This window comes from Sinomicrobium endophyticum (assembly GCF_052983315.1).
The window spans coordinates 20,132-39,367 of sequence record NZ_JBRKIS010000051.1 but is presented as its reverse complement, the minus strand read 5'-3'; the positions used below and the strand labels follow the sequence as shown (position 1 = coordinate 39,367).

10 protein-coding genes are annotated in these 19,236 nt (G+C 43.9%); 8 read left to right on the top strand and 2 right to left on the bottom strand.

Going from position 1 to position 19,236, the window contains the following annotated elements:
• Positions 1 to 366 precede the first annotated feature (366 nt).
• Positions 367 to 1,005, top strand: a complete 639-nt coding sequence (locus ACVBDU_RS20075) for a fibronectin type III domain-containing protein (RefSeq protein WP_447181479.1) — start codon at positions 367 to 369, stop codon at positions 1,003 to 1,005.
• A 2-nt stretch (positions 1,006 to 1,007) separates the two neighbouring features.
• Complete coding sequence (locus ACVBDU_RS20070) at positions 1,008 to 1,553, top strand: hypothetical protein (protein ID WP_447181478.1); 546 nt, start codon at positions 1,008 to 1,010, stop codon at positions 1,551 to 1,553.
• A 1,298-nt stretch (positions 1,554 to 2,851) separates the two neighbouring features.
• Here the strand turns inward: ACVBDU_RS20070 and ACVBDU_RS20065 are convergent.
• A complete protein-coding gene (locus ACVBDU_RS20065) occupies positions 2,852 to 5,881 on the bottom strand; it encodes an amino acid adenylation domain-containing protein (protein ID WP_447181477.1) in 3,030 nt (1,009 codons plus the stop codon).
• A gap of 656 nt (positions 5,882 to 6,537) precedes the next feature.
• On the opposite strand from ACVBDU_RS20065, the gene ACVBDU_RS20060 reads away from it, so the two are divergent.
• The 5 genes from ACVBDU_RS20060 to ACVBDU_RS20040 all read left to right on the top strand — a co-directional run bounded on the left by ACVBDU_RS20060 (position 6,538) and on the right by ACVBDU_RS20040 (position 18,196).
• On the top strand, positions 6,538 to 7,782 hold the full coding sequence (locus tag ACVBDU_RS20060) for a hypothetical protein (protein ID WP_447181476.1): 1,245 nt from the start codon (positions 6,538 to 6,540) through the stop codon (positions 7,780 to 7,782).
• Between the two features lie 502 nt (positions 7,783 to 8,284).
• Positions 8,285 to 8,962, top strand: coding sequence for a hypothetical protein (locus tag ACVBDU_RS20055; RefSeq protein WP_447181475.1), 678 nt, complete (start codon positions 8,285 to 8,287; stop codon positions 8,960 to 8,962).
• A gap of 994 nt (positions 8,963 to 9,956) precedes the next feature.
• Entirely contained in the window at positions 9,957 to 13,322 is a 3,366-nt protein-coding gene (locus ACVBDU_RS20050) for a hypothetical protein (protein ID WP_447181474.1), read from the top strand.
• Positions 13,323 to 13,340: 18 nt separating this feature from the next.
• The gene (locus ACVBDU_RS20045; RefSeq protein WP_447181473.1) at positions 13,341 to 17,852 is read left to right on the top strand and encodes a DUF6443 domain-containing protein; all 4,512 of its coding nucleotides are present in this window, start codon (positions 13,341 to 13,343) and stop codon (positions 17,850 to 17,852) included.
• A 5-nt stretch (positions 17,853 to 17,857) separates the two neighbouring features.
• Positions 17,858 to 18,196, top strand: a complete 339-nt coding sequence (locus ACVBDU_RS20040; RefSeq protein ID WP_447181472.1) for a hypothetical protein — start codon at positions 17,858 to 17,860, stop codon at positions 18,194 to 18,196.
• Positions 18,197 to 18,247: 51 nt separating this feature from the next.
• On the opposite strand, the gene ACVBDU_RS20035 is transcribed toward ACVBDU_RS20040, so the two are convergent.
• Entirely contained in the window at positions 18,248 to 18,682 is a 435-nt protein-coding gene (locus ACVBDU_RS20035) for a helix-turn-helix domain-containing protein (RefSeq protein ID WP_447181471.1), read from the bottom strand.
• Between the two features lie 56 nt (positions 18,683 to 18,738).
• Between ACVBDU_RS20035 and ACVBDU_RS20030 the strand changes: the two genes are divergently transcribed.
• The gene (locus tag ACVBDU_RS20030; RefSeq protein ID WP_447181470.1) at positions 18,739 to 18,906 is read left to right on the top strand and encodes a hypothetical protein; all 168 of its coding nucleotides are present in this window, start codon (positions 18,739 to 18,741) and stop codon (positions 18,904 to 18,906) included.
• The last annotated feature ends 330 nt before the right edge of the window (positions 18,907 to 19,236 follow it).

The window sequence follows — 19,236 nt, the reverse complement described above, 5'->3', positions numbered from 1 at the left end:
CCCCGTCCGAACCCTTACCGTTATTGCCCGGTGGACGGATAACTAATACAGATTCATCAATGAAAACTACTATTAATGCATAAAGTCTTAGTTGTCAGGATGAATCTTGTATTTGAACAAATCTCAAAAGCTCCTCCCTCCCGATAGTCATCGGGATGATAAAGGGAGGTGGGCGGACTTTAGTCCGGTCGGAGGGTTAGAAAGCCCAGGCCATGGTAAAAACATAAATATTAGGGAATTAGCCCTATGACTTGGGCTGTCAAACCCTCCCCCCCTCGCTTCGCTGGGGTACCTCCCTTCATCTGAAGGGAGGAGCCTTGTAAGTTTAGACTAAAACCAAATGTTTAACATTAAAAATTTAAAAAAATGAGACGACCAAAATTAATTACCAACTATGGCTATCTGAGTGATGGCGACCTGGCCGTACTGGCCACCCGTACCCTGGATGCCCTGGTGACGAACACGAATTTCCCGGACCTGGACCCGCCATTTGCGGAATACGAGCCCGTGGCGCAGGATTACCTGAACAAACAGGCTGTTACCGCCGCGGGCGGTAACCTGCGGGAAACCAAGGAAAAGGACGAGGCCCGTGCCGAGCTGGTGACGATGATGCGCCGGGTAACCACCTATATCAATAATTTTACCGACCTGGCTTCCACACAGCTCAGCTCGGGTTTCTATCCCGCAGCTACGCCCCGGAGCACCGGGGTGCCCCTTCCGTGTGAATGGACGCGTATCCGCACTTCCCGGAGACCGGATGAGATATTGCTGGAATTCCCGGCCATTCGGGAAGCCTATGAATATGAGAAGCAAATTGCCGATATGCTGGACGAGAACGGGCAGCCCCTATGGCAATCTGCCGGCAGAACGTCCAGCTCGCGTGGCAATTTCCACGCCCCCGTACAGGACGGTGTGACGTATTATTTCCGGGTACGGGCGCGCAACAAGAACGGGGTGAGCTCCTGGAGCCCCGTATCCTCGATGCGTGCCACGGTAAAGGAATAACCATGAACACGCCACTAAAGCTATTCCTCCTGTGGGCGGGTTGCTGTTTTGTGATCTGCTGCAGTACCCGGTGCCACCGGCAAAGCGAAATCAAACAGCGTTCGGAAGCACGAATAACCGACTTCCGCGCTATGTCCGTCGAACATCTCGACAGCTTGTCGGTGGTACAGGTACGCCAGGCCTGGCAGGAACTGGAAGCAGTGGCTATCCATCCTGTAGGACGGTTTAGCTATCACCGGGATTCCGGCTTTAGCGGGGAGGCCGAAAAGGTGGTGATCTACAACCGGCATAATGTGGTTTATGATGCGTTGCAAAACCAACGCCATAGCCATACCCGGCAGGAAAAACACCAACAGCGCGACAGCAGCCATACCCGCGAAGTACAGCAGCACGAGGTAAAGACCGTAGCGCGTACCATTACTACCGGCTGGCGCTGGTGGTTGATCGCCATAGCGGTCCTGGTCTTTGTAGTCCTTGCCCGGGTAATCCGGAAGCGTTTCCGATGGCGGAAACTACTGGGGTTTTTATTCCCGGACAAGCCCGGATAGGGCCATTTAAGGGATTGCGTTAACACCGGACCGGTTTGGGTTAGCCGCATAAGTAACCCGTTTAGCGGCGGACTTGATTAAGTTCGCCGCTTTTGCATTTGCGTACACGGCACAGGCAATTGGTTTGACCGCTTAACCAACTACTTCTGTGGTCAACGTATTTGGTTAAGCCGTCAACCTAAATGGTTACGCCGTCAAAGTAATCGGTTAAGCGGCTCAAGGGAATGGTTAAGCCGCCAAACCAACTACTTCTGCGGTTAACGTATTTGGTTAAGCGGTCCACCTAAATGGTTACGCCGTCAAAGTAACCGGTTAAGCGGCTCAAGGGAATGGTTAAGCCGCTCAACCAACTACTTCCGCGGTCAACGTATTTGGTTAAGCGGTCCACCTAAATGGTTACGCCGTCAAAGCAACCGGTTAAGCGGCTCAAGGGAATGGTTAGGCCGCTCAACCAACTACTTCCGCGGTCAACGTATTTGGTTAAGCGGTCCACCTAATCAGTTTAGCCGTCAAAGCAACCTGTTTAGCGGCTCAAGGGAATGGTTAAGCCGCTTAACCAACTACTTCCGGTGTCAAAGGGATTGCTTTAATGGCCGTTTTCTTTCCTTTAGTCAGACAGACACTACCCGCTCGAAATTCCGTTACCTCGCCCCTAAAGAGCACTGTGATTGTAATTAGTGTTATAGTCTTCTGAAAAAGAAGTATGTTTAGAAAAAGCCAAAAGGCTCCTCCCTTGAGATGAAGGCGCCGTGCTGAGCCAAGTCGAAGTAGAGGTACCCGAGCGCAGCGAAGGGGGGAGGGTTTGAAATCCCGGACCATTGGTATAACCGTAAACACGATGTCTATACGCCAAGGTTCGGGCCTGTCAAAACTCCCCGTCCCGCAAAGATTTAAGTCATTCCGGCTACCAGGCTGTCCCCCCTCGCTTTAGCCCAACGTCATTTAGTTGACGCAATAATAACTTGAAAAAGAGTAATTTGTGTGTTTTGTTAAAAATTAAAAGGCTCCTCCCTTGTGATGAAGGGAGGTACCCGAGCGCAGCTACGGGGGGAGGGTTTTGAAAGCCCATGCCATAGGGATAATCCCAAGCGTTAAGGCAAACACGCCAAAGTTGAGGCCTGTCAAAACTCCCCGTCCCGCAAAGCGGTCCACCCCTCTTCATCACAAGAGGGGTGCCCAAAAAACACTGCCCAAAGCATGTTGGATTTGGAGGTTATGTTTTTTAGCCACGGATACACAGATCTTTTCAGGTTTCCCGCAGAACTTTTTATTTTTGCTAAATAACCCAAAGCAGTTTTTCACAACACCCCCATAAATTTCAGATAAGGTTCCATGATCTTTTTATCGAACATCGGGGGGGCGATTCCCGTACCTTTCAGCAGGCATTCGGTATGGTCCCTTCCGTAGTAATAGGTATGTTCGTACGATTCTACCAGCGTTTTTTCCCCATGTATCTTTTCAGTAAACAGGCCGAGCAGCGGGTAAACGGGCAGGTGCGGATTTTCCTTAAGAAGGGTTACCCATTCGTCAAAAGGAATCCCTTTCATACCTACGTCGAAATACTCATTGGTCTTGGCACAAAAATCGGTCAGGGAGACATCGTTTTCCGGTAAGGGGGAGAGGTGAAAGTGCTGGCCTATGGCCTCCGGGCGCATGCCTATATGACGTATGGCAGCAGCCATATAATCTACTGTGGTGAGTTCGTCTTTAAGTCCCATAACCAGGGGAAAGGCCTTGAGGCTGGCACAACTTCTTATCAGCGCACCCCACCATTGGTTGAGCACCGTAGCTCCTGTTTTTCCGTTGCACACGGCAAAGCCCAGCCGGAGGTTGATGAGGGGAAGTCCTCGTTCTTTTGCACTGTCTGCCAGCTTTTCCATAACCCATTTGGTGCGGATATACCCCAGGTCGCGGCATACGGCTTCGAGATTCTGGTCGATATCGTCGTTTTCGTCCATCCACGATTTTTGTGTAAAAGGGCGGCCCCAGCTGAATACGCCCATGGAGCTCATCAACACCAGGAATTTGGTCTTCTGTTTGACGGAAAAATAGAGAATGCCCTTTAAGCCGTCAATATTGGGCTTACGGATTACCGGGTAAGGTTCCAGGTAACTTACCGAACTGCCGCAGTGGTATACCACATCTGTTTTTTCTGCCAAAGAAAGATAGTCCTTTGTACCGAGGCCAAGATTTGCCTTGGTAAGATCGCCCGGAATGGCTTGGATACGGGTTTCATAAGACGTTTTCCATTCCAGTAAAAAACGCTCAAAGGTGTTTTTTATCCTCGTTAATCCCTGTGCTTTGGTTTCTGCCCTTACCAGGCAATGAATAACGGCATTGGTATGGGCGAGTAGTTCTTCCAGCAGGTGAGAACCCACAAACCCGGTAGTCCCGGTGAGTAAAATATGGCCGGGATCGGTTAAAAGGGAGTTGCCTGGTAAAGGACCGTCTATCTTGAAACCTTCTTCGAGATGAGCATCTTTGAGGAGTTGCTGTTTTATCCTGGCCACTTTTTCCGCCTCCCCCGGCTGTTTCTGCCCGATCCTGCTTTCCACCTCTTGCGAAATTTGGCCGAGTGTAGGAAAATGGTAAAAATCGCCAATACGAAGCACTTTTTTCCACGCTTCGGGCAAATGGTTATACAGGCTGGCGAGCATCAGTGAATGGCCTCCCAAATGAAAGAAGTTATCGTGGTCCTGTACCTGGTCTATATTTAAATAATATTTCCAGGAGTTTGCCAGGATCTCCCTGGGGCTGTCCCCGCCGAAATTTTGTTCAGGCCTTTCCCGCAGCAATCCTTCGGGCGGCACGAGTTTGTTTTTATCGACTTTTCCGACATGTGTAAGAGGCATGTTTTCTACCCGGATAAACTTATCCGGGATCATATATGCCGGTAATTTTTCCGCTAAACCGTACCGGATCTTTTGTACGATCTCATCCGGATCGGACCCGTTGGCAGCATGGACCCGGAGAAATGCCAGAAGATACGGCAGGCTGTTTGCTGACGGGCGGTGGAGCTTTACCGCTGCGGAGGTAACTTCCCCGAATTTGTTCAGGTGATGTTCGATCTCACCTATTTCAATACGATACCCTCTTATTTTTACCTGTTCATCCTTTCTTCCCAGGAATTCCAGGTTGCCGTCTTTGCGCATCCTGACCAGGTCGCCTGTTCGGTAAGCCCTGATGGTTTCGGGTATTCCCGAAGCGGATTTCTTTTCGAGGAACACAAAAGCCTTGTCCGAAAGCAGGGAGTTGTTCAGGTATCCGGAAGCGAGCTGTGGCCCCCCGATGTATAGTTCTCCCGTTTCTCCGGGAGCGACTTCGTCCCGGTCCTCGTTGAGAATATACAGGACGGAGGAAGGGAGGGGTTTTCCGATAATCCTCGGATCGGGATCCCCGTTAAAGATGTGATTGGTAACGGCCACGGTGGTCTCGGTAGGGCCATAACTGTTGATCAGTTTTACTTTTTCAGACCATTTGCGGATCGTCTGTTCATTTCCGGCCTCACCACCAATAGCAATAGTTCTGAGCTTTCCGATAGGCCGGTCTGCCGGCAGGCTTGCCAGAACGGCGGGGGGTAAGATGGGGGCAACTTCAATACCTTGTTGTTCAATAAACAACAGCAGGTCATGGCCTACCATTTTGTTGTTGGGATAAAGACAAACCGTAGCTCCCCGGGAAAGGGGAACCCAAAGATCCAGGACCGCAGCATCAAAACTCGGGGAGGCAAACTGGAGGGTTCTGTTCCCGCTTTCCAATCCCAGAAAGTCCGATTGTGCTTGTACAAAAGTGTTCAGGGACCGGTGGCTGATAAGGACCCCTTTGGGTTTTCCGGTACTGCCCGAAGTAAAGATTACATAGGCCCCCTGGTCGGGGTCTATATGCACACCGGGCACCGTGGAAAGAGTGGCTTCAAACGTAGCCGATTGCATGAGGTCCGGAATATGGATCTCCTGTACATCGGCGGCCACGTTTTGTGGTGCGTCTGTCAGTACACGCTGCACACCGGCATCCCGGATCATGGATTCGATGCGGGAATCAGGAAGGTCCGGATCAACCGGTAAATAGGTTGCGCCGGCCTTTAAAACAGCCAGAAACGCCATAACCCGTTCCATGGATTGCTGCATACGCACTGCAATGATCTCCTTTTTTTCCGTACCCGCCGCCAAAAGACAATGGGCTAATTGATTGGTTTTTTGATGTAGTTCGTCATAAGTACAGGAAGATCCGTTGAAGGTCAGAGCCGTAAGCGAACCATAATTTTCAATAGCATTTTTAAACACGTCGGGGAATGTAGGAAAATCTCCTGCGAGGTAGGTTGTTTGCATGATAAAAGAATTTTTGGGGATTTTTGGATTGTTTAAATGTTTGTTTATAATAACATGAGTTCGATTTAAATTAAACTATATTTTATGGACGATCTATCTAATTAAAAACAATAATAATTGTACGGTTACCCCGAGCCCTTTGCATGCCCGGGATAAACTAAAGTCGAGCGATTTTAGTTCCACAGATCTTTACAAGGAGGTCTCCACTCCGCCATACCGGACCGGATCTGTCAAACATTCGATTATAGAACCAAAACAAATGGAGCTCACGATAAATATAAAAAAAATATGGAAAATTAGTAGGTTAATTCTTATGTTATTACAATACAATAACCTACTTAGTGTGTTGATGTTTATCGGAGATTGCCTTGGTGATAACCCATGAGGGCGTCTGCTGCATGTTTTTCGGAAGCTCCCCCGAGAAGCCTGAAAGGCGACCTGTTCTTTCTATTTTTCTTAATAATCCCGTTTTCCCCTCCGTTGAGCCGTTGTGCGTGGCATAATCTAAAGGACCAAGACAAGGAAAAAGTGACCTTCCCCAACTAAAAAACTCCCAACTCCTCAACTCCAAGACTAACCAACTCCCAATCTCCCGGATTTCCCCTATAGCCCAACCTTTTTTTAACCCTTATCTTTACCCGTAGAAATAAAAAGTGATGACGAAGGTTTTATATATATGGAGTATCGTATTTGTCTTTTTTACCTGGACGGGTACGGCCCAGAAAAAAGGAAGTACGGAAAAAGAACGTTTTAAGGCGGAGATCGATGCGTGGATGCTGCCGTATCGTACGGACCAGAGAGCAGAACTGGACCGTTTGTTTGCCCAGATAGAAGCGCAGCAAACTATCCCGGAGGGGGATAGCACCTATAAACATATAAACGCATTTTATCATAAAAACCGCAAGACCTATCGCAGGCTTCGCCTGAAGAGCCTGGAACGTTTTCCCGAAGCCCCGGAGGTGTTTCCCGGTTATACGCATGTGGATATGGCACAACTGGATACGGTGGGGATGAAGCTGGACAAGATAGGCACCATGGTGCAACAATTCATGAACATCCGTACCCTCAATGTGCTGGAAACTTCAACCATACAGGATGTTCTTGTCGTTCCCGTTTTTAAGTACCTGCAGGAAGATCGCGGGATATCGTTCTCCGAAATTCTGGAAGACTATGCTTATGGCAATCTCGTATTTACCCGGAAGGAGGACCGGGAGCACTGGCAGGTGACGCGGGTAAACAGGATCTATATCACCCGCTATCGCTGGAACATAGATACCAATGTTACCGACCGGGTGGAGGTATGGATAAACAATGGAGAAGTACAGCAGGCGGGCTGGTTGAGCGATGTTTCCTTTACAGCCGATACGCCGAAACTGGAACTGGGTCGGGACATGACCGTTTGCTTCTGGTCGCTCTATGACAGAAAGTACCATCACATGCATGACGGTTGCAGCAGTGTCTCCGGGTTTATGGAAACGCACCGGGAACAATACGCACAGTTGCGGGACGATCGTCTAAGGCAATTACCGGGGCTTCCCGAAAACTGGGAAGGTACTTACCATAAGAAAGAGAACAGTAAGGTCAATGAAATTCTCCTTTCCATAGACAGGATAGAAAACGGAAAATACCGGTTGCCGGAATCCATGTCGTGTACGGAATTCGGGTATGAAAACACGTTGTCTTATTTCCGGATGAGGTTATCCGAAAACGGCGATAATACCCATTTTATAAAATCCTGGCTCACCGGTCACCAGGCCTACGCCATTCCGGAAGGCGACACCGTATGGCGGCTTACCGCAGTGTACGGCGATTATGCCCTTTCGTTTACCTGGAATATCCGTACCGACGAAATCAGCGATCTTCAATACTTTGAGAAAGACACAAATGAGTCCGGGGAGTAGAGACAGGGGTTTTTAGCGACGAATGCACAGATGTTTTTGGTAGTTCCTTGCGGAACTTTTGGGATGACAAGCGCGCTTACATTTCGTTTTTCCCTCCCTTTAGGGTAATGTCAAGTGTTATAGTCGTCTGCAAAAGAAGGATATTTAGAAAAAAACAAAAGGCTCCTCCCTTCATCCCGATGATTATCGGGAGAAGGGAGGTACCCGAGCGCAGCGAAGGGGGGAGGGTTTGAAATCCCGGACCATTGGTATAACCGTAAACACTGTGTATATACGCCAAGGTTCGGGCCTGTCAAAACCCCCACTGGTGCTCGTTTGAGCAAAGCGGAAACGAGTGCCTATCGTTTCGGGCGTTTGCAACGCCCGGAAAAGGATTTGTTAAGACCGCAGGAAGAAATAGATAAAACCCACTCAATGAAGTGTTCCGTGCTCTGCGCATGTCTCCGACTTCGCAGAGCGGGTTTTTAGAATTATTAAGAATAAACCTAAAAGGATGATTAGCATGCGAAATCTGTTGATATTGTTTTTCTATGTTTATACATTCTCATTATTTTCACAGGATAAGTCCAATGATCGGACTTATTTAAGGTTTGAAAATTATAAGGAGAAAGAATTTCCTAAGGAGGAATTACAAAGATTTTCCGGAGAAGAATTACATTTTTTTTCGAATGACACGATTGGGCAAAATATTCTTTTTCCTGGAGAATGTTTATCTTCTAATGATTCATTGTATAAATATTTAATTAATGAGAATGTGATCACTGGGTATGTGGATATTAATGAAAGGGAGCAAATACCAAAAGATGAATATCATATAGATAAAAAAGAGTACGAAAAGTGGTTAAGTGGCTCTTTAAAAATGTACTTTCTAGGAAAGGTAGAAGGGTTAGGTCTTTTCGATAGCTATTTATTTACGGCATACCGCAATTCTGGTAGAGGAAAAAGAAAGAGTTTTTTTATGGTTAATGTGCAGGATAGATTTTTAACATCCATTGTGGTTCTCTCTTATGTTAGTATACAGGAGATGGGCTATAAACAATATACATTGTGTCTTGGGAATCGTCATTTCAGACACCAAGTAAGACTATTATATAGTGATGTAATCGGAGAAAAGGAGAGACAGGAAGAGGAACCTGTTGATTTCTACCTTGATCAAAATGGATTAATCGTATTAGATTGATACGGTGCTCAACGAAGTGTTCCGGTCTCTGACTTCGCAGCCCATTGGACATCAATGACAGGTCGATACGTCGCGCTCCTCTCCGAAGAGCTTCCAAAACGGTGTTTCATAAGGTTGAACCATATTTTGTAACTTGTTTCAACCTTTTCCTTGAACAGGTCATTGCAGTTATAAATAAAGTAAGACTTGTGAGAAACCGGGATACACCTTGGAGAGGCTTTTTTCGTTTTATTGAAGGTTTGGGCAGCGAAGTTGCAAACTTCGCTCAGCGGGATAAACGTACATCGGATTGGATCTGGAAAACTTTAACAGTCCAGTTGTGGATTTCCGTAATGGATATCATGAAGTATTTCTTTCTTTTGAGTTTAAAATAAATAACACGGGCATAAGAAATATTTTAGTATAGTATGGTGATGTATTCTTTTTTGGATTTAAATAGGTGATAATCAAAATATTAATACACTGCGTGATGTAGTTCTATCAGGAGAAAACAGTAGTCTTCATTTATAAATGCGGAGAAGAAGTTTTTGGTGTTTATTTTGTTTTTCTATAATATTACCGTACCAAAGAATGATCCTTTTAAGGATGAATGACAATCTTGTAAACAAAACATAAAAGCGAATGAGATAAAATTACCTCTTTTTTAATATTACTGTGGCGATAAGCTGCTGTTTTACCCCCTCATAATACTTTGTAAAGCCTTTTTTCCGGTGAAGGACTGGTCCGGGCTTTTTATGTTTTTTAAGCTGTAGTGTAGTACCCATTGGTGAGAAAAATTATAATCTTCCCACTGTGGAAGAAGTATAGATATCTATGGCAGAAAACGGGCACTTGCCGGAGATTTCTTTTGCTGAAGAAACGGAAACAGACGAGGTAAACCTTAAGGAGATGAATTTGAAACTGCTGGAGAAGGTGGAGGAGTTGATGTTATATACAATTAGAATGCAGGTAGAAATATTAAGTATTGCAAAACAAGATAAAAGACTGAATATAAATGAAAAAAATAGTGAAAATCAATTTTTTATGGATGTTTCTGGTATGTACAAATTTATTTTCTCAAGTAAATATACCGGAAATAGTTCCTCCTTCTCCAAATGCATCATCACTAGCTAAGTATGTAGAAGTACCCATATCTCATTATACAGGCTTACCTCATATTTCAGTGCCTGTATATGAAATATCCACAAGAGATATTAGGGTGCCTATTAATATTTCTTATCATGCCAGAGGGGTGAAAGTGGAAGAAATCGCTTCAAGAATTGGAACAGGATGGACGTTGAATTCCGGAGGGGTAATTACCCGCCAAATCAGAGGGAAAGCAGACGACAAAAATCACGGGTACTTGAGACGAAATTATTACGATACTTTTTTCACTTCTGAGTCCACGAGACAAGATGCATATACGGCAGCCACAAATAATCAGCTTGACCTGGAACCGGACCTGTTCTATTTTAATTTTTTAGGTATAACAGGGAAGTTTCTATATGATAGAAGAACAAATGAACCTGTGATACAAAGTTTTTCAGACATTAAAATCGAAACAGTCGGCAATCCCAAATTTGGGATAAATGGATTTGTAGTTACTGATGAAAACGGAGTTAAATACTATTTCGGGACTTCCAAAGATAGTTCGAGGTTTGCCAGAGATAGAGAAGAAATTCTAAAACAATATAAAGTAACAAAAGGTGGGGCAACTTCCGAATATAATTCCGATGAGAATGATAGCAGTAAATACAATTCCTGGTATCTTCTGGACATTGTAGGACCGACAGGAACCCATATCAAATATTTTTATGAAGAAGAGATCCCGATTACATACAGAAGATCTAATGATATAAGAGAAGAAAGTGCTTCAGGAAATGGGTTTGAGACAAACTCATATTTTTCACGTGTTAAGATTGTACAAAACCAGCTTAAGGAGATTGTTTTTGATAAAGGTAAAGTACTGTTTAACAGATCTACTGTTGAAAGGGAAGATTTATCAGGAGCATTTGTTCTGGATAATATAGAAGTTTATGATCTGAATAGTAACAGAATCAAAAAGAATAAATTTTATTATGATTATTTAGAGACACAAACAGATGGCAATGTGTTATACTTCTTAGCCCAAAATGAACCAAGAGCGAATAAAAGACTTTTTTTAAGCAAAATCAATGAACTTGATAATGAAGAAATATCAATTGAATCTCACAGATTTATCTACAATCCAATAAAATTGCCGAATAGGTATTCCAATTCACAAGATAATTGGGGATATTATAATGGGAAAAGTAATGGTCAATTTTTAGCTTATTTCAATAATGGTGGATCAGGAGCGGATAGAACTGTGGATACATTGAAGTCACAGGCAGGGTTACTTACAAAGATAATATACCCAACTAAAGGTTCCGCATCATTTTACTATGAGAGTAACAAGGCAATACCTCCTTCCTATTTTAAAGAAAGTATAGCAATAAGTCCTACGAATCCAGTAGAAGAAAAATTTGTTAATATTGAAAAGTTCCGTGATTATTTAAATCCAAACGGAACATATTCAGTTCCATTTACAGTTTCAGATCGATTAGTTCCACAATATGATCCCACGAATGGTTATAATTCGTCGGCCAGAGTTTATGTAGACATATCTTCTCCTTATTGTAATGAACTAGAAAATACTGATTGCCCGTATCTAGTGAGAATTCATAAGTCAACAGGTGAAATAGTTGGGCCTCTTCATGTAACTAGTCAGACAACAAATCTTACTCCGGGGGATTATATTTTAAGGGTAACTCCCACGGGAGAGGATGATCCTGACGATTTTGAAAATGGTTTTGCTGTACAGATAAATTGGAAAGAGTATGTTGATACCGAAGAAGAAGATGATGATCAAAATAAAGTTCTATATACAGGCGGAAGCAGAATAAAAAGAATAATAATGGATGATGGAGAGGAGAATACGATAGTGAAAACATATGAATATAAAGATGAATCAGGAAAATCTTCAGGGAAACTTTACTCTTTACCAAGCTACTTTTATAAAGAGCGGTTATCTAATAATCTTTATATATATCACCATGTCAGGTATAGTCCAGCTAATATTTTAACATATGAGCAAGGGAATCATGGAGGGTATTCTCATGTAACGGAATACTACGGCGATGAAAGCAATAACCAGGGTAAGATAGAATATAGGTACACAACTTTTGAAGATACGGGAGAGTACTATAAACCTCCTTATCATCTGCCTATGGATAATGAATGGTTAAGGGGATTACTTTTGCAAGCCAAATACTATAAAAAACAATCAAGTTATATTCTCATCAAAGAAATTACAAATCGATATAAATATGGCGGGATATTAGATTCCCCCGTTAATTTGTTTGAATATGAATACTCCGCTGATGATCCTCCTAATATGGTTCCTTATATAAAAAATAGAGATCAGTATATGTTACCCCTTATACAATTTGGATTTAGTAGAGATAATTTTAATAATGGAGAATTTGTTATACCAAATCATAATGATTATGTAACCTATTTTTTGAATGGAGGAACATTAAATTTATATTCTACACTAACAAAAGATTATTATCCAAATTCTTCATTAACGACTACGAACACCTATTATCACAATGGAAATAATCATTACCAACAAACTAAAACTGAAATCATCAGTAGTAAAAATGATGTTATTGTAACCAAAAACTTTTATCCGGAAGATGTGACGAGTATTTCTTCATTAGGTGGGGGAAATTTATCCTCCCAGGAATTTAGTGCTATAGATAGTCTTAAAAGTGAAAAAACTAATGGGCAGCCAGGACAGCATCGCATGGCAGAACCTATTCAGGAAGAAATCTGGCAGGACGGGAAAAAGCTTTCTACCCGGCGCACAACGTATAAGGACTGGGGAAACGGGCTGATACTGCCCGAAATGATATGGACTTCCAAGGGCACTACTAATCTGAAACGTCGTATTCAATACCACAAATATGATAGCTACGGTAACCCGGAAGAGCTTTCTTTGGTGAATGGTCCCCATATTGTTTACTTGTGGGGATATCACGGGCAGTACCCTATCGCCAAGATAGAAAATGTGATGTCGTATACTAGTATCCCTTCTAACCTGATAACAGCAGCAAAGAATGCTTCTAATAGTAGAACGGAATTAGATCTTATTGCAGCCTTAAAGAACCTCCGGAATGCACTACCGGATGCTCAAGTGACAACTTATACCTATAAACCATTGATAGGAATAAGCACGATTACCAATCCTATGGGAGAGAAGACCATTTATACTTACGATACGTTTAATCGTCTGCAATTTATCAAAGACGAGGCTAATAAGCTATTGGAAGAATACAAGTATCATTATAAGAATTAATTGCCGAAATCTTTTCCAATGAAAAAAATTATACTACAAATATCTTGTTTATTTCTTTTATCCTTGCCCATTTTCGCTCAAGAAGGTGATGATGTTGAGACGTCGTTATGGTATATAGATAGTGACGGAGATGGTTATGGAGACCCTAATTATGAGATAGAATCTTCTAGTCAGCCTCGAGGATATGTTCTAAATAGTTTGGATTGTGATGACAATAATCCCAATGTATATTTTGGCGCCCGGGAACTCTGTGACGGTATTGACAATAACTGTGATGGACAAATCGACGAATTAAAGCCTTCTATACCTTCGACCCCTACAATAACAAATAACTGTGGCAATACGGTACTCACCCGGGGCACGCCACCCAGTGGGGTGACCTGGTACTGGCAAAGCGGTTCACAAGGTACCAGTACTTCAAACTCTTCTTTGAGTATTACCCGGACTAGTGGTACGGTGTATTACCTACGTGCATATCATAGCAATTCGGGTTGCTGGAGTAGTGCACGAACGGGAAGTTATACGATAAAAAGTGTACCCTCCACGCCTTCTGCGCCTACTGTAACAAATAATTGTGGCAGTACAGTGCTCACCCGGGGGACCCCACCCAGTGGGATTACCTGGTACTGGCAAAGCAGTTCGGGAGGTACCAGTACTTCAAACTCTTCTTCGAGCATAACCCGAACCAGCGGCACAGTGTATTACCTTCGGGGCAGGCATAACACCTCAGGCTGTTGGAGCAGTGTCCGGACTATAAACTATACCATTACCCAGAATCAAACCTGGTATGCGGATTTTGACAGGGATGGTTTTGGAGATCCGGAGGATACCAAGGTAGCCTGTAATAAACCGGATGATTATGCGGATCGCGCAGGGGATCTATGCCCGGATATTCCGGGAACGGATAATGGGTGTCCGAACACGGAACATACTCCAATAACCCTTAGTAATGAGAATTACATCTATCGGCGGGCCTATCAAAAGGAGATGACCGATACTACCGGAATAGATGATAACCGCGATGTCATTGAATCGGTCACCTATTACGACGGATTGGGGCGTCCCAAACAGGAAGTGTCCATCCGGCAATCTCCTTCCATGCAGGATGTGGTGAGGCACATCGGGTACGATGCGTATGGCCGCCAAGATAAGGACTACCTGCCTTATATGCATTCGGGTGTCGGTGTTGAAGGTTCTTTCCGTTCCGGTGACATCGCTTTGAATACAAAACAATACTACAAATCACATTACCCGGAAGATTTTGAAGGCCTGCAAAATAAAGATGTCAATGCCTTTTCCCAAAAACAGTTTGAGCCTTCTCCTTTAAATCGTGTGGAAAAACAGGCAGCCCCGGGTAAAGACTGGAAGCTGGGGAACGGTCATGAAATTGAATTTGGTTATGAGGCTAATGGTGACCAGGAAGTTCGTCTTTACGAGGTAACGACTACAGAAACAGAAACTCATCAAGGTGTATTTACCTATGTTCCTTCTTTAAGCTTATCTACAAATAACAGTGGTTATTACAATGCCGGAGCGTTATACAAAACGATCACCCGTGACGAGAACCACAGCGGGACGGGCACAGAACATACCACCGAAGAGTTTAAGGATAAACAAGGACGGGTAGTACTCAAACGGGCCTACGCCAAGATAGGTACTACGGTCAAGCCTCATGATACGTATTACGTGTATGATGACTACGGAAACCTGACTTATGTGCTACCTCCCAAGGCTGAGGCCCATTCTGCCAAGCCTGATGCTACAAAACTTAAGGAATTGTGTTACCAGTATATTTATGATGACAGGGACCGCCTGGTGGAAAAGAAACTCCCGGGAAAGGAATGGGAGTATATTGTGTATAATACCCTGGACCAACCGGTAATGACGCAGGATTCGGTATTAAAGGCCCAACAAAGGTGGCTCTTTACCAAGTACGATGCCTTTGGCAGGGTGATCTATACCGGGCAGACAAGCCACAGTCAAAGTCGTGGAGAACTTCAGGCAATTTTCAATAATGCTGCAAAGAAGTATGAGACCCGTATCCAATCCCCGGCTTCTCCTACGGCTATAAAAGACACTGATGTTTACTATACCAATGAGAGTCCGCCTACCGGGATATACCAGGTATTTACCATCAACTATTACGACGACTATAAGTTTGACCTGGCCGGGTTAATGGTGCCTACAGAGGTATTGGGACAGGCTGTGGACATGAGAACCAAGACCCTGGCTACGGGAAGTAAGGTACGGGTATTGGGTACGAACCACTGGATCACCACGGTACATGCTTATAATTCCCAGGGAATGCTTATATACACAGCCACAAAGAACCCCTACCTGAACACGACGGATATTGTGGAAAACAGGCTGGATTTTGTGGGTAAGGTACTGGAAAGCAAAACCACCCATACCAAAGGCAGTAATGCCCCTATAGTGACTACCGACCGTTTTGTTTACGACCATGCAGGAAGACTTTTAAAACAATTGCAATGCATAGGCGATAATTGCGGGGGAGAGGTAGAAGGAGAAAACCCTGTTTTAGATTATGTCATTACGGGTACCGAACATAAGGTAGCCAGTAATTCTATCACCTTAAAACCCGGTTTTCATTTTAAGGCGACCAGTAGTACCAGTTTTAGTGCTTCGATCAGCATTCCCGGCGAGCTTATCGCCGAAAATATATATGATGACCTGGGGCAGTTAAAGGAAAAAAAGGTAGGGAACAGTGCGGAAAACCCTTTACAGCGTATTGCGTATGAATACAATGTACGTGGATGGTTGACGGATATTAATGATGTGGATAACCCTGCCGGTAAGCTGTTTAATTTCCAGATCAATTATAACAAGAGCCGAAGCGGAACGGTAACCCCATTGTTTAATGGAAACATAGCAGAGACCTATTGGAAGACGGGTAGTGATAACGTTATGAGGCGTTATGCCTATACCTATGATGCCCTGAACCGAATCTTAACGGCGACTGACAATACGGGGAATTACAACGTCAGTGGCATCACCTACGATAAAAACGGAAATATCCAAGGGATTAACCGAAACGGTTGGCAGAACAGTGCTACCTATACGAACATGGACGTGCTGGACTTTGATTATGGAAGCGGCAACCAACTTTTAAGGGTGTCCGATACCGGAAATGATGCTTACGGGTTTAAGGACGGCACCAATACGGGGGATGATTACGGATATGACTCGAATGGAAACCTTACCCAAGACCTGAACAAGGGTATAGCGGCCGGGGGCATCCAGTACAACCACTTGAACATGCCTGTTAAGATTACGGTAACGGGTGCCAATGCAGGGGTGTTGGATTATACATATTCGGCAAATGGCACAAAGCTTCAAAAGAAGAAGACCCAAGAGGGCGTGACCACGACCACGGACTATATAGGGGGCTTTATCTACGAGAATGGTGATTTGAAACAGATATCCCAGCCCGAAGGGTACATAGAGCCCGATGGGAGCTCTTACCGATACGTGTACCAGTACCTTGACCAAGTCAAGAACGTGAGGCTGTCGTACTCGGACATGGACGGTAACGGCTCCATAGACCCGAATACCGAGATTTTGCACGAGCGAAATTACTATCCCTTCGGAATGTTGCATTTTGGCTATAACACGGCCATACAGGGCGCTGTGAACAATTACAAACAGTACCAGAGCCAGGAATATACGGAGGACTTGGGGCTGAACGTGCACGAATGGCGGTTCAGGTTCAGCGACCCGACCATAGGCGGGCGTTTTTGGAGCATCGACCCATTGTCACAGGAGTATGCTTATCAATCACCATATAACTTCTCGGAGAACCGTGTGATTGATGGTGTTGAGTTAGAAGGAGCGGAAAGATTATCCGTTCATACACCAAATAGAGTTTATAGCAAGCCAGTAATTAGAAATGAACATCCGACAAATTTACAGAGGAATGCAGCTACTGCTGGTGTTATTGCGAGACATCCTGTGGCAGCAAGTAATGTTGGTGAGTGGGAACGAGGAGGAACAAATATTTCAACCGTTTCATCAAGAATAGCTATACACGCTGCAGAAAATGGTAATATGTCAACAGGGCCAGGTACAGAAAGAAATGCATTAAGACACGCCACGTGGATGGCCACGATTAGAAGTAATTATGGAGAGAAAATAGCCCAACGTATCGGGAACGCTCACGAAGGAATCGAGATGGGGGCAAGTGCTTTTGTTGATTTTACGCAACCTGCACCTGATAACCTCGATGGTGCTGATAGTGTTGTTGACTTTTTGAACAATGAAATAGGGCGTCAAATTGGAGCAGAGTTAGGAGAAGGGGCTACTGAATGGGATGCAGCGGTTAAAGCACTGGACGTTCAATTGAATAAAGGGCTTTGGACGGCTACAACCGATAAGGATGGAAATGTCACTATATCGAGAACAAAAATCACTCAAAAGCAATATGATGCAGCTATGAAGACGTTGAGGACCTTAAATAGGAACGGTATGAATAGTGCTGATAGAAAAGCCTTGGAAGAGGAAGAAAAAAATTAAAAATTATGAACATATTTAAAACATTATCATTTATAGCTATACTGCTACTTGCCGTAAGTTGCAGCGAACAAAAGGACTTTAATTCTACGGAATGGAAAAATTGGACTGAATCTGAAGCTACACCTAACACAAGATGGCTAATGCGAAAAGACTTGTTAAAAAGATATGATTTAGAAGGTGTTAGTAGAGATTCTATATTGGAATTACTCGGAAAGCCTAATTCTGAAACCAATGATAAGTATTATTATCAATTAGGTCCTACAGGGAGAGGGATAAATACAGGAACAATGACCATTACGTTTGAAAATAATACCGTTGTAGATATCAAAATAACGGATGGATAAATACCATCTGTAAAAAAACGGAAAACCACCTTCGGGTGGTTTTTTTCTGCTTTAAAGTGAGGCCATATTCTTGGAGAAGAAATCCTTGAACCTGGATTTGGTGAGCATACTGTCAATGACGCGAAACAAGGCCTGTTTATCTTCTTCTTCAAGCTGTTGTATAAGGTTGATACGTTCCGAAACCGATTTATCGACAATGGTCACTTCCTTGGGCACTTGCTCGGTCATATGCACAAGCTCGTCAATCGTTATGCCAAAGAAACTGGCAAGCTTATCGGCCACTTCGATGGATACATCCCGTTCCCCTTTCTCCATTTTGGAATAGTTGGAAGGATGTACGCCAACAGCGTTGGCCACTTCTTTTTGTAGCAATCCCTTTTGCTCCCTGTACGCTTTTAGGTTCTCTGCAATGCTCATACTGCAAATGTAGTCAAAACGTACATTTTTAGCAATAATATTATCAAAACATACATTTTTAGTTGTCAATTTGGAATGTAATATTTAGATTTGTAATAGTCAAATTGTCTAAAAATAGTTTTATCATGCTTAATACGACCAACCCGCACAATTACCAGTACACCACTCAGCACCTTGAAATCCATATTCTTGGCGGGTTGAAGGCCACCAAACTCGACACCCTAAGGGTCACTTTATCATTGCAAAAGCTGAAATCCCACGATGTGCTGCCCCCCGCTACCGCCAGTTTTTAACTGGTGGCGGGCATGAGTACGTAATGAGCCTTAGAACAAAAAGCTATAATTTAGCAGAAACTACAAATTTTATAATAAGTCACCCGCTCTACGAAGTGTTCTGTGCTCTGAATGTCTCCGACTTCGCAGCCTACTGCACATCAACGACAGGCCAATACGTTGCGCTCCTCTCTGAGGGGCTCTCAAAACGATGTTTAATGTTGAACCACATTTTTGTAACTTGTTTAAAGCCTTTTCATTGACCAGGTCCTTGCAGCAATAAATGAAGGAAGACTTGTGAGAAACTGGGATACACCTCAGAGAGGTGTTTTTCGTTTTTTCTTTTCATTG

Excerpts from the sequence above, each read along its gene's own strand:
- ACVBDU_RS20075 (WP_447181479.1), top strand. The coding sequence starts at position 367 with ATGAGACGACCAAAATTAATTACCAACTATGGCTATCTGAGTGATGGC.
- ACVBDU_RS20070 (WP_447181478.1), top strand. The coding sequence starts at position 1,008 with ATGAACACGCCACTAAAGCTATTCCTCCTGTGGGCGGGTTGCTGTTTT.
- ACVBDU_RS20065 (WP_447181477.1), bottom strand. The coding sequence starts at position 5,881 with ATGCAAACAACCTACCTCGCAGGAGATTTTCCTACATTCCCCGACGTG.
- ACVBDU_RS20060 (WP_447181476.1), top strand. The coding sequence starts at position 6,538 with ATGACGAAGGTTTTATATATATGGAGTATCGTATTTGTCTTTTTTACC.
- ACVBDU_RS20055 (WP_447181475.1), top strand. The coding sequence starts at position 8,285 with ATGCGAAATCTGTTGATATTGTTTTTCTATGTTTATACATTCTCATTA.
- ACVBDU_RS20050 (WP_447181474.1), top strand. The coding sequence starts at position 9,957 with ATGAAAAAAATAGTGAAAATCAATTTTTTATGGATGTTTCTGGTATGT.
- ACVBDU_RS20045 (WP_447181473.1), top strand. The coding sequence starts at position 13,341 with ATGAAAAAAATTATACTACAAATATCTTGTTTATTTCTTTTATCCTTG.
- ACVBDU_RS20040 (WP_447181472.1), top strand. The coding sequence starts at position 17,858 with ATGAACATATTTAAAACATTATCATTTATAGCTATACTGCTACTTGCC.
- ACVBDU_RS20030 (WP_447181470.1), top strand. The coding sequence starts at position 18,739 with ATGCTTAATACGACCAACCCGCACAATTACCAGTACACCACTCAGCAC.